The 25,473-nt window shown below is 55.6% G+C and carries 17 protein-coding genes and 1 tRNA gene; 7 read left to right on the forward strand and 11 right to left on the reverse strand.

The features are described from left to right. The first annotated feature begins 31 nt into the window (after positions 1-31). Positions 32-3,688 carry an efflux RND transporter permease subunit gene (locus Poly41_RS04175; RefSeq protein ID WP_146524608.1) on the forward strand — a complete coding sequence of 1,219 codons (3,657 nt, stop codon included), beginning with the start codon at positions 32-34 and terminating at the stop codon, positions 3,686-3,688. Positions 3,689-3,771: 83 nt separating this feature from the next. Continuing rightward, positions 3,772-4,896 (forward strand): eL24 family ribosomal protein, encoded by a 1,125-nt coding sequence (locus Poly41_RS34770; RefSeq protein ID WP_231615385.1) that lies wholly within the window; start codon positions 3,772-3,774, stop codon positions 4,894-4,896. Here the strand turns inward: Poly41_RS34770 and Poly41_RS04185 are convergent. The 3 genes from Poly41_RS04185 to Poly41_RS04195 all read right to left on the reverse strand — a co-directional run bounded on the left by Poly41_RS04185 (position 4,864) and on the right by Poly41_RS04195 (position 7,326). Continuing rightward, complete coding sequence (locus Poly41_RS04185) at positions 4,864-5,346, reverse strand: hypothetical protein (protein ID WP_231615386.1); 483 nt, start codon at positions 5,344-5,346, stop codon at positions 4,864-4,866. The two genes, Poly41_RS34770 and Poly41_RS04185, sit on opposite strands and share 33 nt — an antisense overlap. A 388-nt stretch (positions 5,347-5,734) precedes the next feature. Continuing rightward, positions 5,735-5,935 carry a hypothetical protein gene (locus Poly41_RS04190; RefSeq protein ID WP_146524609.1) on the reverse strand — a complete coding sequence of 67 codons (201 nt, stop codon included), beginning with the start codon at positions 5,933-5,935 and terminating at the stop codon, positions 5,735-5,737. Positions 5,936-6,078: 143 nt separating this feature from the next. Then, positions 6,079-7,326: a DUF1559 domain-containing protein gene (locus Poly41_RS04195; RefSeq protein ID WP_146524610.1), complete on the reverse strand. Its 1,248-nt coding sequence runs from the start codon at positions 7,324-7,326 to the stop codon at positions 6,079-6,081. A gap of 211 nt (positions 7,327-7,537) precedes the next feature. On the opposite strand from Poly41_RS04195, the gene Poly41_RS35385 reads away from it, so the two are divergent. Beyond that, complete coding sequence (locus Poly41_RS35385; RefSeq protein ID WP_261344882.1) at positions 7,538-7,672, forward strand: hypothetical protein; 135 nt, start codon at positions 7,538-7,540, stop codon at positions 7,670-7,672. Between the two features lie 392 nt (positions 7,673-8,064). Here the strand turns inward: Poly41_RS35385 and Poly41_RS04200 are convergent. Both Poly41_RS04200 and Poly41_RS04205 read right to left on the reverse strand, forming a co-directional pair. Continuing rightward, positions 8,065-8,149, reverse strand: a tRNA-Leu gene (locus Poly41_RS04200). 129 nt (positions 8,150-8,278) lie between these two features. Next, positions 8,279-9,967: a proteasome accessory factor PafA2 family protein gene (locus tag Poly41_RS04205; RefSeq protein ID WP_197231053.1), complete on the reverse strand. Its 1,689-nt coding sequence runs from the start codon at positions 9,965-9,967 to the stop codon at positions 8,279-8,281. Between the two features lie 393 nt (positions 9,968-10,360). Here Poly41_RS04205 and Poly41_RS04210 point away from each other — a divergent pair, with 393 nt between their 5' ends. Next, positions 10,361-12,106, forward strand: a complete 1,746-nt coding sequence (locus tag Poly41_RS04210; RefSeq protein WP_231615387.1) for an alpha-keto acid decarboxylase family protein — start codon at positions 10,361-10,363, stop codon at positions 12,104-12,106. A gap of 81 nt (positions 12,107-12,187) precedes the next feature. Here Poly41_RS04210 and Poly41_RS04215 read toward each other — a convergent pair whose 3' ends face one another. Continuing rightward, a complete protein-coding gene (locus tag Poly41_RS04215; RefSeq protein WP_146524612.1) occupies positions 12,188-13,048 on the reverse strand; it encodes a hypothetical protein in 861 nt (286 codons plus the stop codon). A gap of 288 nt (positions 13,049-13,336) precedes the next feature. Between Poly41_RS04215 and Poly41_RS04220 the strand changes: the two genes are divergently transcribed. Both Poly41_RS04220 and mutY read left to right on the forward strand, forming a co-directional pair. Next, positions 13,337-14,473 (forward strand): PDZ domain-containing protein, encoded by a 1,137-nt coding sequence (locus Poly41_RS04220; RefSeq protein ID WP_146524613.1) that lies wholly within the window; start codon positions 13,337-13,339, stop codon positions 14,471-14,473. Beyond that, a complete protein-coding gene (gene mutY, locus Poly41_RS04225) occupies positions 14,470-15,654 on the forward strand; it encodes an A/G-specific adenine glycosylase (protein WP_231615388.1) in 1,185 nt (394 codons plus the stop codon). Before Poly41_RS04220 ends, mutY begins: the two co-directional genes overlap by 4 nt. Positions 15,655-15,879: 225 nt before the next feature. On the opposite strand, the gene Poly41_RS04230 is transcribed toward mutY, so the two are convergent. The 3 genes from Poly41_RS04230 to Poly41_RS04240 form a co-directional block, all read right to left on the reverse strand. Continuing rightward, positions 15,880-16,335 carry a response regulator gene (locus Poly41_RS04230; RefSeq protein ID WP_146524614.1) on the reverse strand — a complete coding sequence of 152 codons (456 nt, stop codon included), beginning with the start codon at positions 16,333-16,335 and terminating at the stop codon, positions 15,880-15,882. Positions 16,336-16,421: 86 nt separating this feature from the next. Further along, the gene (locus Poly41_RS04235) at positions 16,422-16,736 is read right to left on the reverse strand and encodes a hypothetical protein (protein ID WP_146524615.1); all 315 of its coding nucleotides are present in this window, start codon (positions 16,734-16,736) and stop codon (positions 16,422-16,424) included. Positions 16,737-17,216: 480 nt separating this feature from the next. Beyond that, complete coding sequence (locus Poly41_RS04240) at positions 17,217-18,089, reverse strand: glycosyltransferase family 2 protein (RefSeq protein WP_146524616.1); 873 nt, start codon at positions 18,087-18,089, stop codon at positions 17,217-17,219. A 959-nt stretch (positions 18,090-19,048) separates the two neighbouring features. Here Poly41_RS04240 and Poly41_RS04245 point away from each other — a divergent pair. Then, entirely contained in the window at positions 19,049-19,819 is a 771-nt protein-coding gene (locus Poly41_RS04245) for a rhomboid family intramembrane serine protease (RefSeq protein ID WP_146524617.1), read from the forward strand. A 12-nt stretch (positions 19,820-19,831) separates the two neighbouring features. Here Poly41_RS04245 and Poly41_RS04250 read toward each other — a convergent pair whose 3' ends face one another. Both Poly41_RS04250 and Poly41_RS04255 read right to left on the reverse strand, forming a co-directional pair. Further along, positions 19,832-22,420, reverse strand: a complete 2,589-nt coding sequence (locus tag Poly41_RS04250) for a DUF11 domain-containing protein (protein ID WP_231615389.1) — start codon at positions 22,418-22,420, stop codon at positions 19,832-19,834. Positions 22,421-22,580: 160 nt separating this feature from the next. After that, entirely contained in the window at positions 22,581-25,325 is a 2,745-nt protein-coding gene (locus tag Poly41_RS04255) for an MMPL family transporter (RefSeq protein ID WP_146524619.1), read from the reverse strand. Positions 25,326-25,473 lie beyond the last annotated feature (148 nt).

Below are 25,473 nucleotides of genomic sequence, written 5' to 3' on the forward strand. Positions count from 1 at the left end.
ACGACAGCGAGAATCGAGGAGGAGGACAGCAATGCTAAATCTCCTCATTCACTTTTGTGTCAAAGAACCCTGGCTGGTGGTGTTGCTGACCGTTGCGTTGAGCGTCGCGGGTTGGGTGAGTTTTAAGTCGATTCCGATCGACGCAATTCCCGACATCGGTGAAAACCAAGTCATCGTGTTGACGCCTTGGCCAGGCCGCTCACCCAAGGACATTGAAGACCAAGTCACCTATCCGTTGAGCGTTTCGTTGCTTGCTGTGCCGGGGGCCGAATCGGTCCGTGGCAAGAGCATGTTTGGCTACAGTTTCGTGCAGGTTACGTTTGAAGACAAGATCGACTTCTATTGGGCACGCAGTCGTGTTTCTGAGCAACTCGGCAGCGCTGCATCACAGTTGCCCGATGGTGTCGTACCTCAACTTGGTCCTGATGCGACGGGACTTGGGCAGGTCTACTACTACACGCTAGAGCCACCCGACGAAGGCATGGGTTTGGCCGAACTTCGCAGCATGCAGGACTTTGTTGTGAAGTATGAATTGCAAGCGGTGAAGGGCGTCAGCGAAGTCGCTTCGATTGGGGGCTACGTTCGTCAATATCAGATCGAAGTCGATCCCGACAAGCTTCGGTTTTACAACGTGCCGCTGGACGCGCTGGTACTGGCGATTAAGGGATCGAACTTGGATGTCGGTGCCAAGACGGTTGAAACGACTGGCATGGAATTCATCGTCCGCAGCAAGGGATTCCTTGGCTCCGGAAGGACTGAAAAAGGGGACGGGGGTCTTTTGAGCGAAGTCGAAGGCGACGGAGGACAAAAGACCCCCGTCCCCTTTTACGTGGTCGAGGACATCGAAAGCACCGTTATCTTGCAGCGCGACGGCGTTCCCGTTCGCGTTCGTGATGTCGCCAATGTGCAGATCGGTCCTGACTTTCGCCGAGGTGCGTTGGATTACAACGGAGCCGAAGCCGTTGGTGGTGTGGTCGTGATGCGATATGGCGAGAACCCGCGAGTTGTGATCGACCGAGTGAAAGAAAAGATCGCTGCGATTACCCCTTCATTGCAAGGTGTCACCATTCACGGGGTCTATGATCGAAGTGGATTGATCGATGAAACGATGGCAACTTTGACGCATGCGTTGCGAGATGAGATCATCATCACCGCGATCATTATTTTGCTGTTCCTCTTGCACATCCGCAGTAGCTTTGTCGTTGCGATCTGTTTGCCGGCAGCTGTACTGATGTCATTCATCGCGATGCGAGTGATCGGAGTCGGTGCGAACATCATGTCGCTGGCCGGGATTGCGATCGCGATCGGCACGATGGTCGACATGGCGATCATCGTTTCGGAGAACGTGTATCAGCATTTAGCAGATTGGGAGAAAGGAGTGGAGAGTTCAGGGCCGACAGTTGATCGTCAGACGTCTGACGATCAACTGTCAAGCCTCAACGGACATTCCTTACGTCGCTCCGAGGTTGTCTACGAATCAACCGTTGAGGTTGCACCCGCCGTCGTGACCGCCGTGGCGACAACCATCGTCAGCTTTTTGCCGGTCTTCTTTTTGACCGGTCGCGACTACAAACTGTTTTCGCCACTGGCCTACACCAAATCATTCGCGATCGCCGCTGCGATGATCACCGCGGTAACGATCGTGCCTGCCTTGTGCCGGTTGATGCTGAGAAGCAATGTGCGTCGTAAAAGCACGGCTTTCATTGCCGGTATTTCGCTGGCGGGACTGCTCGGTTTCGCTTCGCATTTCCTATGGGGGGCACGGCTCGCCGAGCGTTTTAGCACGCAGACTTGGATTGTGACCGCGGTCGCAGCCGTGCTCGGCCTCGTTGGAGGATGGCAGTTGATGCGAGAACGAATTCGGCCCATCGAAGAGATTCCGTCGAGTCGCTTTGTTCGCTGGATTTACGCGGCGCGACTGCGACATGCTCTTCGTCACAAGGCCTTCGCACTGTCGTTTCCACTGGTGCTGCTGGTCGTCGGTGTGGGTGCCTATACGGGGTTGCCGACCGTGCTGCGTCCAATCGAGAAGGTTGCGAACCTTTTCGGTGCGGAGCTGAATGATTTTCCTGGCTACGTAAGTGCCAAACACGTCTTCACCGGTTTGCAAAGTGACGACTGGATCGCGTTGGACGAAGGAAGTTGGTTCTACATGCCTACGCTGTACCCAGCGGCGAGTTTCTCGCAGGCGATGCAGTTGTTGCAAACACAGGATGTCCTGATCGGGCAGATTCCCGAAGTCAAAGATGTGCTCGGCAAGATCGGTCGCGTGGAGTCGGCACTTGATCCCGCGCCCGCGGCGATGGTCGAAACGTACGTCATGCTCAAGCCCAAGCGCGAATGGCGAGAAGGGGTCACCGCACGTGACGTATGGGATGAAATCAACCGCGTCGCAACGTTGCCCGGTGTCACGCCCGCCTCGGCACTGCAACCGATCGAAGGCCGCGTCGTGATGCTGCAGTCTGGCATCAAGGCTCCGATGGCTATCCGTGTCTACGGAGACCAGTTGGACACGCTGGCCGAAGCCGCGATGGACGTCGCCGCCGAGCTAAAAAAGTCACCGCTGATTAATGCCGGCACGGTTAATCCCGATATCGTCCTTGGCAAACCCTACGTCGAGTTTTCAGTCGATCGTGAGGCGGCTTCACGGTACGGAATGAGTTCGGCGATGGTGAACCAGACCATCGAAGCGGCGCTCGGCGGGATGAACCTGATTAAGACGGTCGAAGGACGCGAGCGATACCCTGTGCGGCTTCGATACAACCGCGATCTTCGCGAACAAATCGACGGGTTGAAGCGTTTGCCAGTCGTCACGCATTCGGGGGCCGTCGTGCCGTTGGAGGAACTTGCAAAGTTGGAAACGACCTGGGGGCCAGGTGCGATCAACAGTGAAAACGGTCGGCTTGTCGCCCACGTTTCTTTCATGACTAACGGCGTGAAAGGGGATTTGGAATCAATTGACGAAATCGAACGACAACTGAGAGAAGCACAATCAGGAGTGAGGAGCGAGAAGAAAGGAGGCAGGAGCAACCGCAAAGACGCCTCACTCGATCTTCCGACCGGCTATTCCCTCGAAGCCGTTGGCAGTTTCCGAAACCAGATCGAAGCGAACCGTCGTTTGACATGGATCATTCCATTGGTGATCTGCATCAATCTACTGTTGATTTACATGGAATTCCGCAACTTCTCGATTTCGCTGGCCGTTTTTTCAGGTATTCCCGTCGCGTTTGCCGGCGGCATGATCGCAGTCGCAACGATGGGCGTGGAACTCAACACGGCAGTCTGGGTTGGCTTCATCGCCTTGTTTGGACTGGCGGTCGACGATGGCGTGGTGATGGCGACGTACATTCATCAACTGCTGAAGAAGCGAAAGGTCGAATCGGTCGACGACATTCGCAACACGGTTTACGAAGCAGGCCTGAAACGCATTCGACCTTGCATGATGACGACCGTGACGACGCTCGCCGCATTGATTCCCGTGTTGATCGCAACTGGCCGCGGTGCTGACGTTGCCCGAGCGATGGCGATTCCGGTGTTCGGTGGCATGTTGGCCGAACCCTTCACCTCATTCATCGTGCCGACCCTGTACTGCGGCTATCTCGAGTTGAAAATGCGATTTGGATTTCAAGACGATCTTTGGGAAGATACCGAAGCGATACCAAAGGAGGAGTCAATGAAGGCAGCATGAATCGGTTCGTTTGCCTGCGAAGGAAATACTTCCTCGGGCATCCAAACAAAACAACAACACCACTACCTTTAACGGAATCAGCTATGAAACGCGCTCTTCTTTTGTCCGCATATTCGATCGCTATCTCAGCGACGACCTCATTCGCACAGCCACCCCATTCGACACACAATCACTCGATGCCCGGTATGACGAAGGCTCGCGAATCAACACAAGCGGGTCCACATGGCGGCAGCTTGAAACAAACCGGTAACCTGCAAATTGAAACGATTATTTCACAAGGCGGACTGCGAATGTTCGTCTACGACCGCGATGGAAAGTCGGTCTCAGTCGATCAGGGGCGTGGCGCTGTCTCGGTGCGTATCGAGGGCAACGCGAAACGCTATCGCTACGACTTGCTTCCCGATGGCAAAGGAGCTCTGACGGCTCCGGTGAATCTTTCGCAGCTTGCCGGCCGGCAAATCGATGTTGAGGTGCAGTTGGTCGGCATGAATGTTTCCAGCGGCGACGTCATCAGCTTCAACGAGGTCGCAACGGTTCCCGCTAGCGAGCAACAACGGGCCGCCGCCGCGATTGCACGTCAAAAAATCTGTCCCGTCAGCGGCAAGACGCTCGGCAGTATGGGCGATCCCATGGCCGTCGATGTGGACGGACAGACGCTCTACGTTTGCTGTGCGGGCTGCGTGGACGCCATCAAATCCGACCCCAGCAGTTATGCCGCCGGTCGTCCGCACATCACCGTCACCACAGCGACCCAAGCCGACGCCACCGCCATCACGGCTCAGAAGACTTGCCCGGTGATGGACGAACCGCTCGGTGGCATGGGCACACCGATCAAGGTGATGGTCGGCAACAAACCGATCTATCTGTGCTGCAAAGGCTGCATCAAGAAAGTCCAAGCTGAACCAGCGAAGTATCTTGCCATGGTCTATGGAAACGGCGATCAAGCGTCCGTCCCCGCCGGAACGGAACAGGTTCGAGAAGGTATTTTTAAAGTGGTCGCTGCCGACGCCCCCTTCATTGCGGCACAAAAGAAATGCCCCGTGATGGACGAACCGCTTGATGCGATGGGCGGACCTTACAAGGTCAACGCGGCCGGGAAAGCAATCTACATCTGCTGCCCCGGATGCGCCAAGAAGATCGCCGCAGAACCGCAGAAGTGGTTGGCTGTCTTGAAATCACAAGGAGTCGAAGCTCCGGTCATTCGTTAGCTGTGACAAAGCACGAGTTGAGGAAAACTCACTCTCAACAAAGAATCCACCAATCCGGTCACGCGGGGGCGGTGTCGCGGCTGATTCACGCAAGTGATGACGTACCACGCCGTCCCTGCCCTTTTGCTTCCAAGGGGATGGATGGCCGTGCGAGACGGCTTGGTACGACAGCCCTCGCCAATCCGCAGCAATATGGTGGCCGGGCGAATCGTCGGTGTTCATTCGAGCACAAACGTTGTCAACCAGCTCCTGAATCGCATCGCCTCCATCGGCTTCTTCGGTCAGCGCGATCTGTTTATCGTTGATTCTGCGGGACATGCGAATGCGATAATCGACGACGAGAAAGATCGTGACCAAGCCAATCAAGATCGCGTTGACCAAGACAAGTAGCTGGCGGCTAATCGGCAACCGATGCCAACGGGTTGAAATCGATCTTCGTGAGAACGGCATCGAAGAATCTCTTGGCTACGACGGAAAGAATGGGCACCAGCCGAACGAGACACACGGGATCCCTTCTCTGATATTCTTTTGGATGCACGGTCCCGACGTTTCTCCACGACTTCCTTAAAAAGTTGGATCCTTAATAAATCTGTGGGTAAGTCATTCGATGTTCCTCCCTTGCCAAAACTTCCTCGCTTCGTCTCTCACTCGCCGTACTTCCGAAAGACCTTCATCAGTTCTTCGATCTTCATTCTCGGTACGGCATCCTTTTTGAACCTGTAGGGATCCTACTTTTCAACGAGTTCTCAGCAACCATTTCTCAGCAACCATCGCACCAATGCTCACGTCGCCTGGACCTAAATTTCGACTCGCTCTTTTAACGCAGTTCAACACGCCATCAAGGCCGACTCGCTTCCTCCAATCCCGTTGCCGATTCCGCCTCCATCTCCCTTTGAGCCTTTTCGTAAGCTTCAATTTCACTCAGTTCGACTCCTTCCGTGATCGAAGCTGGTTTTGAATCCGAGCCGCAGCCCGTGAGCGAGGTCATCGTGATCGACGAGAGAATCATCAATAGAGACAAAGAAATTGTTTTCATCATCGTTGGTGAGTTTTCAGTTTAGTGGGTCGGTACGGAATCAAAGCGTTTATTCGCTGAATCGACAAGACGTCAGCGATCGGCGATACCAAATTCGGAGGCGAGAGCGCAAGCTCAACGCCTCCAAATGAGCGGAACCGATTGGTCTAAAATGACTCGATTGCCTCGCGGTTGGCACGAGTCCCAAGCGCTCCCCAAAGACCGTAGGGGCTTGGACTTCCAGGTGTCCGATTACCTGTGCCACCGACCCAAACATCGCCGTTGCTACGGTTGCCGGCTTCGATCGAATCTGTAATGAACTTCACCGCTCCGTCGCCCATCAGCACATGAGCACCACCTTGGTGTCGGCTCGACATCGGTGCGGTGCCTGATAAGTGATTGGAATTGTGTCTTCCGCAGTAGACGTCGTTAGGTGGCAGGATGGTGAAACAACCTGAGAACATCTGGTTGGCATCCGCCCATTTGAAACCTCGGGCGTTGTTCGTCCTGGCGCCACCATTGAGCCAGAAACGTGGACGTGCTGGATCGACAAATCCATCGCAGACTGCAGCATTGTCACGGACGGCTCGCATCGCGCCGTTGTTGTTGCCTAGCGATGAACCGTCGTTCGGAGCTGTCGTCGAGATATTGTTGTCACCCAGATCGGTCGCAATTTCTCCCATTGCGATCGTGTTAGATAGGCCATCGAGAACATCACGAAACTTGCCGTTGTAATCAAAGGGCTTGTAGAAGCCGCGATGACCGCCTCGTGCAGTATTGACGCGTCCATTTGGAGCCGGTTCGGTACGCCATCCGTTCCAAGGGCCAACCATCGTTTGCCAGTGACTATCACCCAAACAAGCGGCATAGTTGGTTCGTCCAAGAGCCGGCAAGCCGACACCTGGGTCACTCGGGCATCGGTAGCCTGGAATCTCATAGGTCCAAGGGATGTATTGAATAATTCCAGGAGTGGGTCCCCCAGGAGACCAGGGGGCGGTCGGCGTGCCGATCACTGCAGCGGTATCACCGTCGGTCCGGGTTGAATTCGGATTGGAAATCTCCTCCCAGATCGCCTGCTGTTCAATGAACGGCAGGATTCCAACCAGTGTGCTCAGGCGTCTTTGGTTCACAAATCTGGTTTGGTCCCCCATATTGCTCTCTCGCCACCAAGCCGCGCCAATGCTGGGCTCCGCAACCGTGCCGATGCCATGAGCGGGCAATCGTTTGAAAGCGGAGTGGTAGTTGTGAATAGCCAAGCCAATCTGCTTGAAATTGTTGCTGCAGCTCATCCGCCGCGCGGCCTCACGCGCTGCCTGGACAGCTGGCAGCAACAGACCGACTAACACGCCGATGATTGCGATGACGACGAGAAGCTCCACTAGCGTGAAACCCTTCTTTGAAAACGACGTTTTCATTACGAGATACTCCCAAAACCGAGACAAGAAAAATAGAGACAAGACAAAAACCGGCACATGTGATCGTCCGTGTACCCTCGGACTCCGCTGAATCTTCGATGCCTCAGCGCGAGAAGCCGAATAGGTCAGGGCAATAAATCCGGTTCTTTAATGTGATTTTCCCATCCGCTAACGGCAATACAAGGGTGTTTTGCGACACCGGGATAAGCAAATGCGACAATTTGTCGCTGGCGTGGAGGTTCTAGGCGATATGGGCCAAATGCTCGATTCAATCTATCCGGCAGAGATTCGAGCGTTTTTGCTTCCGACGGATAAGGATGACGTAGGCCAGCTGTGGAAGCGATAGGACCGCCCTGCGTTGATGTGCTCGTGCTCAGTGAAACGGTGCTCGAGCTCGTAATCGATTTGGAGCGAAACGGATGATCGAACCAGCTTTCGACCACGATCGACTCGGCGTTTATCGTCTCGCAATCGAATACACTGCGAACGCGTTTGCCGTTTCGAAGGAATGGGAGACACCGAAGCGATCGTCACGGTTATTGCGCTGCTGGAAGCGGCCGAACCAGAAGCATTGGGACCGTTGAATGAGCTGACGCGAACGGCTGCACTTATGGATGCACCCAATGTTGGCAATTGGGGTCAACCAAGGGCGATTCCCAACCCTTCGCATGACGTGGAGGAGATGTCAAACGAGCCTCAGACAACGAAAAAACCCCGTGAATCACGGGGTTTCGTCGATGCGGCCGAGAGGACTCGAACCTCCACGGGATTAACTCCCACTAGGCCCTCAACCTAGCGCGTCTGCCAGTTCCGCCACGGCCGCTTGCTGTGTGGGATGTTGTTGGCATTTTGTTGAACAAGTGCAGAGTTTTGCCGGATCCGGGCTTTTCGTCAACGCCCCCAAGAAACTTGTGTCCCGCACGCGGGACGTGTCGGTTTAGAACGTGACGATTTAGAACATCACCTTCTTCCGACGTCGTCCACGTCCTACCATGGCATGCGTCCACTCGGCGTGAATCATTTCATCACTGCCGGAAAATTCGCGGATGACCCAGCCCCGCATCGCCGCAGGCGAACCGGCTGGGGGAGAACGTCGTCGCCGGTCCACTTGGGATTGGTCTACCAACTGGACATCCGGCCTGGTTTGGAGCAACTGCTGGAAATACCCCTCCGCCGACAACTCATGATAGCGAAGATCAACCTTTTTCTTTTCGGCCCACGCAGCCTCGGGGCCGAGCTGTTCGATCATCTGGTGTTTCGTCAGCCAATCGACGTGGCCCATTGCCGCGTTGGTGTCACGGTGGTTGCGGCGAAATGCGGTGACGATGTCCAGCAAGGATTCCCAACGCGAGATCACGGTGGGGCCCTCGCCGATCCAGGGCACGGGGGTTTGCGAAACGAATTGTTTCGCGGCATTCAAGTAAGTCCGTTGGATCTCGAGTGCCGACAACTCGCCTCGATGGGTCGGCACTCGCGAGACCAAATTCCAGTCCGCAGCAATGCGGTGAATCGAATCCACGCCATGACGCAATTGAGGCAAATCGCCTACGTGCCCTGATTCGATCAGATCCAACAGCAGCGAGGTTGAGGCGAACTTAACGTACTCGGCATGGTCCGACATATTCGAATCGGACAGGCCAATTTGCAATCGCTGACGTTTTGCGAACATTTGCCGCGTCGAAGATAGCGACAAGAAAGATTTTGCACAGAATTGACTGAGCCAATGGCCGAAGACGAACACAGGTTTTTCGCCACGAAAGCCCCCCATATCGGACAACGTGTCGATTGCCATCGCCTTGGCACTGAGCCGATAGCGACCTTCGTGATCCAGCGTTCCCGCCCCACAGATTGCGATTCTTGATGCAAAAAATGCAGCGAGGTATTTTCGCTGCGGCCGAAACGCGACATGTCGAGCAACAAAACGTAGCACTCCTACCGTGGGCAAGTGGATCAAACGCAACGTAAGTACAAAGCCGTGTGTCACAAAGGAGGGAACCGCATCAAACAGGGTTTCCAAATCATTGGCTGGTTCGGACGAAAAATCCTCGCCTTCCTCTGCCAAATCGTCCTCCGATTCCTCGGCGATTGCTCGCTCTTTGCGATGCCAAAACCGACTCGTCATCCCGACCAACAGGACACCCCATAGAATCGGCAGGGACAACAGCAGCGTAAACACCTGCATGCACCAGAGCAGCAGCATGCAAAGTCGGTAGATCGCCAATCCTATTCCGGTAGCTACCGTTGCCTCGTAGTTTTCCTGGCAGCCATAAACGTGCCCCAAGGCATCGGAACTATTCTTCAAAACTCGCAGATCGAAACTCGTTTCCGAATTCGCCGTGGCGTCAGCAACCAATTGGTCAAGCGAACGCTGGCACGTCAGTAATTCTTCGGGGCTCCTGACTTCGGGCGTCGCAATCTCGATCAGCCCACCTGGCAAGTCATGCATCAAGGGATGCGATTCAAAAGAAACGGCACCACCGCTGGCCAAGAACAACTGCTCGTTATCAAACAAGCCCTTCACCGTCGGTTGATCGCGTCGAATCGCATCACAAATCTGTTCGTAGACCACTCGCGACGCAGGCAAGTCATCCTGATCGAGGTTCTGTGGGTCGGCAACCAGGGTGGCGTATTCGGTTTCCATCCCCATAATCCGCGACACCAGCGGGGTCGTGCGACGTCTACGAAGCGAGCGGCGCCGACGTGGGGCGCTCGGTGGGACACGGGGTTCGTTAGGTGGTTCGGATTTCACGTGTCGCATCGGGGAAGGATGACGGAATCGCCGCATGTCGCAAAAGCGCCGTGCGAAAACAAGATTGTATTGGCATGATGAACCAACCGGAAGTCGAGTCGGGCCAGTATAATGCAGGGTGGAGGTCGCTCGGAGCTGGCATGGGCGTCGCCGTGGGGGAGAGCTTGATGACGCCGGTTGCTCCCCGATCCAGGGCGAAGGTGTTTGGAAGGGGTATCCCCTTGTTTTCCAACGGCCTCTGCACATCTTTTCTGGCCAGTCTTCTAGGCATTTAAGGAGTTCTCGATGAGCCTTTCTCCTCCAAATCGTCCTCGGGAAAATCGTCCTCGGGCCGAGATCGCGTCCGGGACAACCTCACCCTCTCGCGGTGCCGCCACTCGGATGACCGCGAATGTCTCCATCGCGGGTTACCTGATCCAACGACTGCGTGACTATGGCGTGGACGACCTGTTCGGAATCCCGGGAGACTATGTCTTGTCGTTCTATAGCGAATTGGAGAGGAGCCCCATCAACGTGATCGGGTGCACGCGAGAGGACTGCGCGGGCTTCGCTGCCGATGCTTATGCGCGGATTCGCGGGATGGGGGCGGTGTGTGTCACGTACTGTGTCGGCGGTTTGAGCGTATGCAACTCGATTGCGGGGGCCTATGCCGAAAAGTCGCCAGTCGTTGTGATTTCGGGTGCGCCTGGGTTAAACGAAAGGGCAACCGGTGCTTTGTTGCATCACATGGTCCGTGACTTCCGCACTCAACTGGACGTGTTCGAGAAGTTTACGATTGCGACGGCGGAATTGACAGACCCGCTGACGGCGTTTTCCGAAATCGATCGTGTGCTCGATGCCTGTGACCAATACAAACGTCCCGTTTACATCGAATTGCCACGAGACATGGTCGCGGTGGTCCCGCCGGTGGCACACGGGTACCGCGGTTTCGTTCGCGAGATCGACGCGAATGCGACGGCGGAAGCGGTTCGGGAAACGTACCAACGATTGTCCGAGGCGAAAAATCCTGTCATCCTTGCAGGGGTCGAGATGCATCGTTTTCGACTGCAAGATGAATTGTTGCAGCTTGCTGAATCGGCGAACATCCCAATCGCGACCACGATGCTTGGCAAGAGCGTCGTTAGCGAACGACATCCCTTGTTCATCGGGCTTTATGAAGGTGCCATCGGCGATTCCCAGGTCACGCGAATTGTCGAACAGAGTGACCTGGTGTTGCTAATGGGCGCCTTTCTTAGCGACATCAATTTAGGGATCTATACGGCAAAGCTTGACCCGAATCGCTGTGTTTATGCGACGAGCGAATCGCTGCGCATTTCGTATCACCACTACCACAATGTTGATTTGAAATCGTTCTTGGTTGGATTGAACGAGTCCGCGACAGCCCTACCCAAACGACCGTTTACGCCCATCGAAGGTTTGCACGCCGCTGCGTTGGCGCCCGACTTGGGGGCAAACGAGTTTTTGCGCACCAGTTGGATGATCTCGGAGCTGAACAAGCGACTCGACGCGGACACCATTGTGATTGCGGATGTGGGAGATGCGCTATTTGCGGCTACCGAGTTGACGATCCATGAACGGACGGAATTTCTAAGTCCGGCATACTACACGTCGATGGGGTTCAGTATTCCTGCAGCGCTCGGAGCCGCGACAGCACGCAAGGACCACCGGATCGTCGTGTTGGTCGGTGACGGGGCGTTTCAGATGACAGGCCAGGAACTCAGCACGCTGATTCGCCAAGGGCATAGCCCCGTCGTCATTCTGTTAGACAATCATGGCTATGGGACCGAACGCTATTTGCATCAAGGGGATTGGCGGTACAACGAAATTGCGAGCTGGGACTATGGCGAGTTAATGCAAGTCTACGGCCACGGCGTCGCCCATCGCGTCCGCACCAAAGCGGAGTACATCGCAGCGCTCGATGCAGCATGGGACCAACCCAACGAGCCTCATCTGATCCACGCAACCTTGGAGGAATCCGACGCCAGTGAGACGCTCAAGAAACTGGCTCAGCGGATGTGTGAGCGCGTTTAGGAAGACAACGGCGATTCCGAGCAGATCTCGGAATCGCGTGGATTCGCGTTCGCAGCGTCTTGGACGCGTGCGGACCTCGCACTACTGAGGAATGACTTGGTTTCGGAGACGAATTCGCTCGGTTTCGACCCATTTCGCCATTTCGACCTTTCGAGGACGCATTTCCAATTCGACAAAGTCGGTCAGTTTTGTGAAGTCGTCGGCATTCTCGATCGTAGGAAGTGGGGCGGCGATCGAATCGGGGAGCGAGAGACCGCCAGCTTTTGCTGCACTGATTATATAGTTTTGAGCCGCTTCCAGGTGCTTCAGCGACTGCAGCGAGTCGTATCGGTATTGCTCCACCCGCGCTTCAATCTGTGCCTGTCGAATTTCTTTCTCCGCTTCTTTCACGACCGGCGAGAGGTTTTTTCCGACCCCAAGGGTGGGCCGATCATATTCGTCCGAGTCTTCCGCAGCGCTGGCCCGCATGAGATGCGATTTGGCGATGCAGATTTCTCCGAGCGTGACCAGCGTGTTCAAGTCGGCGTCGGAAAGAGGAGCGGATCCGCGTCGGATCGCGTCGACCTGATCGTTCATCAAGGTTTCGCAGGCAATGATTCCTTCTTCTCCGTTGGTCATCGCTGCCGAGGCTGCTAAGCCGAGCCACGCGGCGCTCTTTTCGAGCGACAGGGCGAGATCGTCGTCCTTGCCCTTTCCGATCAATTCCCGTGCCTCTTCCATGCGATCGAGCGATTCATAGCATAGCGGCCAATAGGTCGACTTGGCCACGACAAACCAACCTCGTTCGAACGTTGGTCGCTCGTCAAGCAAGACTTTTCTCCCTTTCATGTCCACAAGGGGCGTCGGAGGAGCCGCCGATGCAATCGACGCCATCACGATCAACAGCGGGGAAAGCATCGTCAGGGCGGAGGTGTTGAAGCGTTGGTTGTGGGGGGTGCGCATCTTGGGAATCCTAATGGAATCGGTGTGAAATGTGGTAACAACAACCACTCAGTGAATGATCAACTGTCTGGCGAAGCCTTGGTTTCGCAATAGCTCCCAAAAAAGAGATTATTTCCTCGTCATGCGTTCAACACACGGACGTGCCTCGCTTGCGGGCGTTCGAAAACCGACTGGCGCTCATGCCGGTTCCCGTTAAGAAATCGGCTTCTTTCGCGTCGTTCGCTATTCGCTACCATAGAAGGCACTATCTGCAACGTTCCTTCTAACTCGTTTCGCGAAGCCGTTTGAATGAATCGATTCATACTTGCCTTGCTATTGGGTCTGTTTCACTTCACCCTCACCGTGGTGCCTGGGTTTTCGCAGACAAACGCTGAGCAGGATGCGGAGTCGGATCCAGTGCTTCGGGTGTGGGTCGAACAACTGGGCAGCGAGCAGTTTCATCAAAGAAAGTCGGCAACGGCCAAATTGATCAAGGCTGGCCCAAAGGCGGTTCCGGCTTTGGTCGAAGCGATGGCGTCGGCGGATTTAGAAACGATCGATCGTGCGGTGCATTGTCTGAGCGAAATCGCGATGAAGCAGTCACCTGATAACGAAGAAGGGGCCTGGGGCGAACTGCTGCGGTTGAGCCGCTCAGCAGGCAGTCGTGCGACTTTGTCACAAGCTGCGATCGACGAAATTCGTGATGCCCGTGAATCACAAGCCGTGATCATGTTGGCGAGGTCAGGTGTGACCGTGGGGTTGGATCTGTTCATGGTACGTGCTGTCAGCACTCCGCAAATGGTCGTGCAGATTGACGAGAATTGGTCAGGCGAATTGGAACCGCTTCGGTGGTTGCGTTGGATTCAAGAGATCGAGTTCGCACGGGTCAAAGGGGATGCGATACGCAAAGAGGTGATCGAACGGCTGATTGAGATGCCCAAATTGAACACCATCGCGATCGTCGAAGGCAAGGTTGACGCGAACGTAATTGAGCTGTTGCAGCGGATGCAGCGAGTCAATTCGCTTGAATTTCGCTACGTTCCGCTGACGCCGGAGATGGGGGACGAGATTGTCAAGATTCCAATTCGCGTCTCCTTGAACCTGATGGGCACAGGAATTCCGGTCGCCAAAGTCGAGCAGATGCGGACGCAGTTGCCGGGCCTGCATATTGACCATCGGCAAGGCGGCTTTTTAGGAGTGCAGTGCTACAGCGGATTCAATATTTGCCGCATTAACGAAGTCTTAGAGGGCAAGCCAGCAGAGAAAGCGGGGCTCCTGCCTGGCGACGAGATCCTTGGCATTGATGATGCGGCGGTGACAAAATTTGAAGATCTGCAGGATGCGATTAACCAGAAAGTACCGGGCGACGAAGTGGAAGTGCTCTTTCGCCGTGGTGGCGTCGAGCAGACCGTCACCTTAAAGCTCGGAAAGTACGGGGACGAGTGAGCAAACGCAGCCCTCCATCTCGCGTCGCTGAATCCGTGCCGCACGATCCGGTATGGCAGCAGTCGGCTTGGCGGAGCCGGCTGAGAAAACGCCTGCTCGATTGGTTTGGGGAGAACCAACGGGACTTGCCTTGGCGCGCGAAATCGGACGAGTTGCGGCCCGATCCGTATCGAGTTTGGGTCAGCGAGATCATGTTGCAACAAACTCAAGTCGCGACGGTCATTCCCTATTACGAGCGTTTCCTGGATCGGTTTCCGACGGTCACGTCGTTGGCCGCCGCAGACGAACAAACCATGCTGTCCCTTTGGGAAGGACTCGGTTATTACCGCCGTGCCCGATCCCTGCATGCTGCGGCCAAAGTCGTTTGCGAGAAACACCAAGGAACGTTCCCCGACGATTATACGGACGTGATCGGTTTGCCCGGTATCGGGCGTTACACGGCCGGGGCGATTTTGTCGATCGCGTTCAATCAGAAACTGCCGATTTTGGAGGGGAACACTCAGCGCGTCTTCAGCCGTTGGGTCGCGCTGCGAGCTGCTGTCAACGAGAAGCCTGTTTCCAACTTGCTTTGGCAGCTTGCCGAGGCGATGCTGCCACCGGCCAAGCCACAGGCTCGGGGCCCCGGTCAGTTTAACCAAGCGGCGATGGAACTCGGTGCGTTGGTCTGTACCCCTCGATCACCCCGATGCGACCTGTGTCCGATTCGCGGCATGTGCAAAGCAAGAATCGCGGGGCTTGAGCAAACGATCCCAGGTAAGGTCAAACAGATCGAATACGAGAAGCGAATCGAGTACGCGTTCTTGATTGCGGACCGATCACGCAAGCGTTTCTTGGTCAGACCCATTCCTGAGGGACAGCGTTGGGCAGGGTTGTGGGATTTCCCAAGGTGGACTCGCGGTGATGTCCAAGACGTTGACGTCGCTGCGGCGAAGTTGGGGGCGCAACTGAGTAGCGAAATCGCGCCGCTGAAGTCGTTCGCCACGATCAAACACGCGGTGACAAAGTATCGGATCGAACTGAAAGTTTACACCGCCAACATTGCTTCGGCGGGAAGCCTCAACAAAAAGGCAAACGACTGGTCACCCGTCGATCCTTGGCGTTTCATGACGCTTACGGAGTTGAACGGATTGCCAATGAGTGTTACCGGCCGCCGCATCACAAAAAAGTTGATTCACTCCTAGCGGACCGTCAAGGTTAAAACTGCGAGTTAGGACGTAGTGGGCTTCGCCAGAAGTCCCTAAGAACATTTGAGTTACGGATTTCTGGCGAAATCCACTACCCCATAATTTGATGCTGACGGTCGACTCGCCCTTGGGGCGATCGCCCCAACGCTACACGCCGCATCGCTACACGCCGCATCGCTACACGCCCCAACGCTACACGCCCCAACGCTACACGCCGCATCGCTACACGACCGCGGCAAGTTGCTGTGCCGAATGGACCATCAGACGTTTGTGGTCGCGTACCACACGCATGAATTCGTTTTCGTGAACCGGTTTTTGAATGTAATCATGTACGCCGAGTTCGCGACAACGGTACCGGATCCCTTCGTCTTCGTTGGCCGTTAGCACGACCGTCGTGACCGAGTCGATGTTGACATCCCCCGATTGCATCGATTCCAACACGTCGATTCCTGATCCATCCGGTAGGTTGAGGTCCAACAGCAAGAGGTCGGGTTGCGGTGCGCGAGCAAAGACACCTTCTTGGTTCAAAAACTGCAACGCTTCGGTGACGCTGCGGACCAGGGTCAAGCGATGATGCACTTGACTACGTCGTAGCGAATGAATGGTCACGCGCGCATCCATCAGGCCATCCTCAACCAACAAGATCTCCATCGGTTTGACTCGTGAGGCGGCAAGCATGCTCTATCTCCTTCGTTTCTTCCAGGTAATCTGTTTTCGAGTTCCTTCGGAACACCCCGTCACGCCAATGGCGGGACCGACGACATTCAATAAGCCGAAAAGGAGCCTTCGATCAGCTCATTTTCAGTGCGTTCATGTTCTTGCAGGCGTGCGTCAAATTGCCGCGTTGCCTGAATCAATTGTTGCAGGTTTGCGACGGCGATTCCTCGGTACTGATACTCTTCCGCACGCTCGACCATCTCACTCAGCTCCAGGTAAAGGGAGCAATGCTCGGCGCGAGCTGTTTCCGCGAGCGCGGTGTTGCCTCGTGACGCATCGGCTGGCACCTCCATGTAGCCATAGCATTCTTCGAGTGCAAATTGCATCGCCAAGTGGTCACGCAGCTCATCGAGCAACCTCACTATTCTAATCGCGACTTGGCGAGGTTCCTCCCTGCATTCGCAAACTTGGCGAAGTTGATGCAAGGAACGCCCAAAATCGGGGTTACTATCCTTGATCTCCTGCAAGAAAGCAGGGTTTACGACCAAGACCACCCGATTGTCTTGTCTATCCGTGTCGGTTCGATGAGAATTAGAAAGGACCGCAACCATCAATTTCAGCCTCCGTGAAGTCTCTGTCGAAGCGGCGGTGTCCGCAAAATCGCTGTTGCTACAAGCGTCTGGGTCGCACGGGGACCCAAAGAACGTGCCCGCGCCCTCTTCTAGCGTAACGTCACGATCAGGTAGGGGTCAAGCATTTGACGGAATTCCGCCAGCCGAAGGGGGGAAAATGCCGTATTTCTGCGATCGTTCCAGTTCGCCACCGGTCAGGTTAGGGCAATTCGCCCTCCCCAAATGCCCGTCGGCGCGTCAGGTCGGATTCGGTGTCAACGTAGAGCGGAACTAGCGTTTGAAAAGTCCGTACTTGACGATGCACCACAAGGCGGACACGCCATCGCGCCAGCCAATTTTCTTCCCTTCGTCGTACCATCGGTGCTGGTAGCGGATCGGCCTTTCGGTGAACCGGAGTCCCCGTCTGGCCCATCGTGCTGTCATTTCAATTTCTATACCGAATCGTGATTCGGCAAGTTGGGGAAGGATGGTGTCGAAATGCTGACGTGGTGCCATCTTGTAGCAGGTTTCAACGTCGCTCAGCCGGATGCCGATACAGACGCTTGCAAGCAGCGTAATGAAGCTGTTGACCGCTTGATGCCACCAAGGCGACAGTTGGCGGTCGTAGTGGCCGTATCGAGTGCCATAGGCGATATCGGCTTCGCCGGCTAGGAGCGGTTGGAGCAGGTAGCGAAAATCGGACGGGTCGTATTCTTGATCTGCGTCCTGGATCACGATGACGTCGCCGCTGCAAGATCGGATGCCGGTTCGTATGGCTGCTCCCTTGCCCAAGTTTTGATCGTGGCGAAGGACGGTAATCGTCGGGTCACTCGCAAGGGCTTCGATCGAGTCGGCCGTTCCATCGTCGCTGCCATCATCGATCAAGACGATCTGCATTGGAATGCCGATCTCGCGGAGTCGGTCGACGACGGTCGCGATCGTGTTCCGTTCATTAAAAACGGGGACGATGACGGACAGGACAAAACCAGGTGGTAGTTTAAAGATCGCCAATCGACGACACACACTTGCTCCGAGCAGCGTTTCCATTTCGTCGACGTAAGCGTCGGTCCATAATCGCTGGGCTTTAGTCAATAGCTTTACCGTAGGGTGTAGTGAATCATGATTCAAAAAGCGACGCTCCTCGTGTCGATTGTTTTGTGACATTGTAATCGAACCAGGTGGCCGACGTGGTGCCGATGGGATGCTATCGCGATGGAGCAAGAAACGTGCGACGTGACAAAGCCAATACGAGGTGCGACAAAAAAAATGTTTGCGATAAGACAACGTGTTTTTCGCCTCTTTTTGAAGAGATGCCTCAGAGAGGGGAAAAGTATCCGCAGTTTGTTGTTGACATCGGAGTGAAACCACGCCACATTTTCCCTCGCAACGAAAACCTAATTTTGGTGAGCAAACCTTGCCTCCGGCGACCAGTTTTGTTTGTCACCACTCTTCACCTCTACACGGAGTAAACCGATGCGAAGCCCGAATGACTCAAGCTTGCTTGTTTCCCTCGGTTCGCCACCCGTGTTCCCCTCGTTCAAGCAGCGTCTGACGCTCTGAATGGATCCCCTGAGCCACTCGTTTTTTGATGGCTCCCGCCGAAATGATGATTGCTGAATGAGTCAGCGATTTGAAAACGTCTCAACGGATTTTGATGACGAATATTCGGGAGATGGCGACGCTGGATGCATGCCAATGAGTTCAATTCCACTCATGGACACGGATGTCACTCCCTGTTTTTTGCTGCGTTGTTGTAAGGCCAGATGCTCCAATCACGCCTTCGGTGTGTGAGGTTGTTTATTGCCTGGAACAAGGGATCCGCTGGAGTGGTCGATGGATTGACACGCTCAGGCCGGTGAACTGTTCAGCAGATTTGCGAAGCCGGTTGAGCATGAAGCGACACCGGCTCGCTTTTCTTCTTTGACAAGCGGGCCAAAAGGATAAGAACCTATCCGAAAAGGGGTCTGACCCTTTGTCGACCGACGTTTCGATTGCTCAAAAACTCGTTGTTTTCCAATGGATTCGCTACCCATGCGCTCAGACCAAGAGAGGGTCAGACCCCTTTTCGGATAGGTTCTGAGGGATGGGCTTGTCGGTTGTCGTCCGCAAACGATAATCGCCTTATGATTCCATTACGCGACAGCATCCCAAGTCGAACAACGCCGGTGGTGAACTACGCCATCATCGTTCTCTGCACGTTGGCGTTTTTCTGGCAAGGGGCATCCGGCCGTCAAGATGGTCGCATCGTCGAACAATTCGGGATGGTTCCCGCGCGACTGAGCAACCCCGGTGCGGAATTGAAAATCACCGAGCAGGTTCCTGTGCAAACGCGTTTTGGCGTTCAAATCGAAACGGTGACGCGGACCATGGCGGAACCGGTGATTCCAGCGTGGATGACGATCTTGACGTGCATGTTCTTGCATGGTGGATGGATGCACTTTCTCGGCAACATGTGGTTCCTTTACATCTTTGGCGACAACGTTGAAGATCGTTTGGGTCACTTGGGCTACGCAACCCTCTATTTGGGGACCGGGATTGCGGCCGGCTTAGCCCATTACGTCACGGAACGTTACAGTCCCATACCGACGATCGGCGCTAGCGGCGCGATTGCAGGAGTGATGGGGGCGTATGCTTACTTGTATCCTCACGCGAAAGTGATTGCAGTGATCCCGTTGTTCGTGATTCTGCAGACCATCATCGTCCCTGCTCCCGTTTTCTTGGGGCTGTGGTTCTTGCTGCAAGCCTTTAGCGGAGTCTCCGCGATCGCGGGTGGGGTTGCCGGCGGCGTCGCATGGTGGGCGCACATCGGAGGTTTTGTCGCAGGTGCGGTCGTGGCAGTCGTTCTGGGGCGATCCCCGCAGGGTCACGAGGCGGTGACCGAGCGACGCTTCTAGAACGCTGCCCGTCTAGCGATCTGCGTAGACCATGGTGCTTTCTTCTTTGGTCACAGGAACAGCGGCTTGATCACTTGTCACAATCGCTTTGACAAGATGAGTGCCTTCGGTCATTCCACGTACGCGAACGCGGTAGACGAGATCGCTGTTGGCGGCCAGTTGTGGCTTGGGTGGGAAGAAAATCCCGCCTCGGCCATCTTCTTGTGCGTCACCGTCCGCAGCGACTCGTTCAATCCCAGCTGGCAGCTGCAGTTGGACGCGGACATTGCTGTCGTTTCGAGAGCCGCTGTTGGCGACGCGGATTTCATAGGTGGTTTCACCCCCAATTTCGATCGGGTCTGCGGAGTCGGCGATCTGGAAGGTCAACTCGGCAAGCGATTCAATCGCAATGTTCTTCTCGCTCTTGGCAACCGTTCCGAGGTCGCCTTTCGCCTCAATGCTGATCTTTCGAGCTCCTTCTTCGACCGGCAGCAACGTCAACGGAACCTTGCCACCCTTGCCCTTTGGCAGATTGGCGAGAGACCAATAGACCGCATGTTGTGAGGGGTCGTATTGGCCTTCGAAGTCGGTGCTGACAAAGGTGAACCCGCGATCAAGCTGGGCGACGATTTCCACGTTGGTCGCATCGGCCGTCCCGGTATTCTCCACTTGCAATTCGTAAGTCGCTTGTCGTTCAAGGTACTTCAGCGAGGGGCCTGACAAACCGATTTGCAATTGAGGGGCGACCACTTCGACGTCGACCTGATGCTCCGCGGACAACCCATCGTCGGAAACCAAGCGGATCGTGTTCTGGATGACTCCGGGGGCAGTTGCTCGCAATCGTAAAACTTGGTGTCGTACTTCGCCTGGAGCCAGATCGCCGAGCAGATTGTCAAGCTGCTTTCCCTTTGGGTGTTCGAGACCGTTGGGAACATCTTCTTGGACGACCACGCCGGTGGCCGATCCCGTTCCAGGATTCGACACTTCCACTTCGATTTCAAGTTGCTGGCCAATCAGCACTTGTTCCGGTGCACGTTGGACGATTTTTAATTCGGGTCGAGTGCTGACGGTGCGCACGGAGGCGGCCGCTTCGAACGTGACCCTCGCGACGCTCCCCAATTCGCCCTCTTGTTCTGGAACCAATTGCATCGTCACGGTGCGCTCATCGCCGGCGGGCATGGATCCGAGGGACCAGATCAGCACATCGCCCTCAAGCGTCGGTGCTGGGGAGGCATCCACCAATCGCATTCCTTGCGGCACTCGATCGTTCACTTGAACGTCAAGGGCTTCGACCGTCCCGACGTTCTGGACGTGAATCACGAATGAGGCAGGTTTTCCAACCTTCACCTCGCTTGGAGCGCGTTTTTGAATGACGATACTCGGAGCCTGGATGCCCTCTAATCGTCGGTCTCCTGGCGATGCTAGCGTTTCATTCGGATCGATCGCAACCGGTTGAGCGGCGATCGGTGTTGCAAGCGGTTGCGGTGGGTAGCTGTTCTGCATCGCTGTCGGCAACGAGGCTGCGGATGCGACCCGCTGGTCGGGCAGACTTGCAGGGTAACCAGGTTGTTCTAAAGGAGCCGCGGAGCCGTATTGCGGTTGATTCACGCTAGGTTCGGCATAGGGCATCGGCATCGCGGCCATTGACGTCGCGGCGGGCAACGCGTCCGCAGCCGCGGGGGGGGTGAATGGCATTGGCTGGCCCATCATCGGCTGGGTTTCCATTGGGGCTGATTGCGGCAGTGGATTCACCGACGGTGCTGCTGCGATCGAACCGCTCATCGCCGAGCCACTCATCGTCATTGGTTCCGGGCCACCACGAAGGACATTGCTCGGTTGGCCCGATGACATCGGTGCCGCTCCAACCTCCGCCAGCGGGTCGACGTACTCATCTTGGGGGACGTTTGCCATCGACAAGGCCGGTACTGCCATCGAGGGCATTGCCATCGCGGGCATTGCCATCGAGGGTTCCCCGCCCAATTCTTGCATCGGCGAGGAGTCGGGCATTGGAAGTTCACCGTACGCCGCTGCGCTGGGTCCCAGTGGTGCCATCGCCATGCCTTGTGGGTCGGATGACAGCGAATCCGGCGCGTCCGTCGGAGTGGGGGGCATAGGCTCCGGGGACTCTGATTCCACCGAAATCGGATCGTTTGGCAATCCCCAGCCGGGTGCTTCTGACGCAGACATTGGATCGCCAGCGAGGGTGGGTGGCACGAACGGGGCAACCGTCGAGCGGGTCGCGATGTGGGCCGAGGCGGTTTCATAGGCCAGATCAGGAGCGGAATCAATTGCCGGCTCGCTGAATTGGACTTGTTGGACGGCTCCGTACTCGGCCATGGGCAATGACTTCGAATCAATGCTGCCAAGTGGGCCGTCGGGAAGGTTCAGTTTGCTGAGATTGCCGGCCTGCATCTCCGAGGCGGCAACGCCAAGCAGTCCCTGTGGCTGCGTGGATTCCATTCCTGTGATCGGAGCAGGCGGGTGGGTTAATTGAGTTGACGCATTCAAGGTCCAGCTTGATTCCTTGTGGTCACCACGGTCTTTTTGTGCCTGTGCAGCGGCTAACGCCCCCAACAATATTGTGACGGCACCAGCAGCAAGTCGAACACCAAACGGTTTCATGAGTCGCATTCCTTCGCGAGAAAACTAGCCTAATTGTGCGGCTAGAGTACGTCGTTAGCAAATTGGCGGTGGTCGCGTGAAGAGCAAATTGTTGTCGGGAAACTCGTTCAATTGGTTGCGCTTGGAGCGATTGCTGCCTTGTTTGGCGGAACCTGCTCCCTCAGCTCGGCTTTTTTAACGACCATCGTCCCATCAAAGCGATAAAGCTTGGTACCAGAATCGTGCGGACATAAAATGTATCGATCAGAACGCCAAGCCCGAGTGCGAAACCGAGTTCGACGATTCCTCGCAGTGCTACGCCGCTTTGAGTCGGAAACCCAAAAAAACGTGCAATCGGGGGGAGCCAGACGGCGGCAGTCATGCTGAAGAACGTCGCAGCCATGACGAGTCCGCACGCCGTGATGATTCCTCCCGTCCGAGACACGGCCCGACGTAGTGCAGCTCGCCAACCCAGCTGACGTTGCTCCTCCAGGACTCGCGTGACAAGGTAAACATTGTAGTCTTGACCAACCGCGACCAAGATCACAAACAAAAACAGCGGCAGCTTCCAGTCCAAACCGACGTAGTCGCTGCCATAAGCGGCTCGGAAAAACAAGATGGTCAGTCCTAAGGTCGCGTAATAACTAATCAGTACGGTGATGATCAAGTACAACGACAAAACCACTTGTCGAAGAACGAGCACCAGGACGGCAAAAACGGCGACGACCACCGCGATCTTGATACGCCGGTTGTCCGACAAGGTGACCTTGCGTAGATCGATGATTGACGGCGTCGTTCCGGCCAATAAGACCTTGGAGCCTTTCCAGACCGATTCCTTGGACAGGGTTTGAGCTCGTAGGAAGGCTTCCAGCTTGCTGACACGCGTTGACGTTTCGAGGGAGAACGGATCACCGTCAATGATGACATCCAAGCGAACCAGGCGTTTTTCGTACTCGGGAACTTCACTATAGAAATATCGCTGAGCAATTCGGTGATTCTGCAACGCCCGGCGGCGCCAAGCATCGCCGCCAAATAAGCTCATGTCGCGGCTAGGGGGAAAGTCACCCAAGGGGTCATCGGCGTTTCGAACCGCCGCAACGCCATCTTGGGCGTACAGTTGGGTGGTCAGTTGCTTGACGTCTTTTCCCAGTTTATCACGGGGCGTATCCTCCGCCCGTAGAAACAGAACCGTGACCGGGTTGATTTCACCAATGTTGAAATGGCGGGCCAGCAACCGCAGCCCCTGGCGGCTTTTGGCTGCATGATTCAATTGGCTGCTGAGGTCGTAGGTGACTGAACGCTCGTTCAAAAATCCGTAAACCCCGGGAACGCTCAGCAGCATCCCGCCGAACAGGATCGCAGTCGCAGGGTATCGAGTCAGCAGCACGGCGATCCACCCCCACGTCCCGCCATGATGGGAATCGAAGGATCGATTGGGCGATGGCCCCAGCAGTGATCGCTTGGGTTGCTTTCGCAGATTGATCCGATTTGGCCAAAACACGATCGGGCCGAATGCTGTCAATAACGCCGGAGTCAATGTTGTGCAAACGAGCAGTCCCACGAGCAAACAAATCGCAATCACGGGACCGGTGTAATGAAACTTTCCGAATTGGGCAATCCACAGCATCCCCAACCCCAAGACGGTTGTCATGGCGCTGCCAATCAAGGCTCCCATCACACCCGAAACTGCATTGCGACATGCGACCGGCCAAACGTTTTGACAAGCTTCTTCGCGAAGTCGCGCGATCAAGAACAGGCAGTAGTCCGTTCCTGCACCAAACAGAAGCACGACGATAAAGATCCGACTGGTCGTAAACACCCGCATGTCGAGCAGAGGGATCGTCTCCTTCATCGACAGCTGAGTCAGTATCGCCACCAGACTCATGGAGGCGACGACGGCGAACCCGATCGAGGCCATGGGGATCGCAACCAATAAGGGCGCCCGATAGACGATCGTCAAGATAAGCAAGATCATGCCAACCGTGATCCATTCGGTATAGCGAATGGCATCGCGAGCTCCCATCAAGGTTTCACCACCGATCGCTGCCGAACCGGTCATTAGCAGCTGCAAGCCCGGCTTGGTGTAACGCATGCTGTCGTGTGTGACCTCGGCGATCAGTGCCTCGAGGGCTTCGACGATTTGGATATTGCCCGTTGCCGCCAACTCACTCGACAATTGCAAGACAGCTAACCGTGCAGCGGGTTTCCGTAACCGCGTTCCAACAACGGGATCTTCCCAGGCCAGTACGTCAAGCAGGCTTTGCCAAGCCTCTAAGTCTCGCTTGGCGATCGGCGCGACCATCTTGGGAATCTCTGGAATCAAGATCAGCGCCGCTTCAAAATCAGCTTCGACCGCTTCGTCTGCATCACCCCATCGTTCGAGCAATCGGCCGCGATCCCAATAAGCAATCGCAAGTCGAGGTTGAGTCAGCGTCGGTGGCCGCTCGGTCAGTTGATCGGCAATGCGTTCGTAGTACCGTTCGTCCAATTCAATCGACTGATCGAAGGCTTCTCGCGCTAGCTTGATCCATGGTCCTGCGGACGTTTGCTGCTCAGGTGGCCCCGATTGATAGCCCGCGTCAATCGCACGTTTCCAACTCACCACTCCGAGTTGATGGTACAGTCGCCTTAGGAGGTCGAGTCCGATGATGTCATCGGATTTGAGAAGTTCTTCTTTTTCCCGGCCGAGCACCAGGACGATCTGGCTGCGACTTTGGATGCCCGGAAAGGCATCGTTCAGCAAACGCGTGCCGGCAACACTGGTCATTTTCGCCGGCAGGTACTCGAAATCGCCGTCAAAAGCGATCTCTTTCCATGACGGCGCTGCGATGCGAAGTAAAACAACCGCAACGATCCAAGCCAACAGCACCCATCGCCAACGTCGTGTCACGAACTGCGCCCATCGATGCGACAACGAACGATTCATGGAACGGATCGACAGGGGGACAAGGTAGGTGACCGTAAGAAAGCATCAAAATAACTCATCCGGTTGATTCCGTCGACGCCGGCACACCTGCCGGTGGAAGTGCTGTTTTTCGGCTACCCCCAACTGCGTCCCAGACTGGATGCCAACT

The organism is Novipirellula artificiosorum (assembly GCF_007860135.1).
In the GTDB taxonomy this organism is placed as follows: domain Bacteria; phylum Planctomycetota; class Planctomycetia; order Pirellulales; family Pirellulaceae; genus Novipirellula_A; species Novipirellula_A artificiosorum.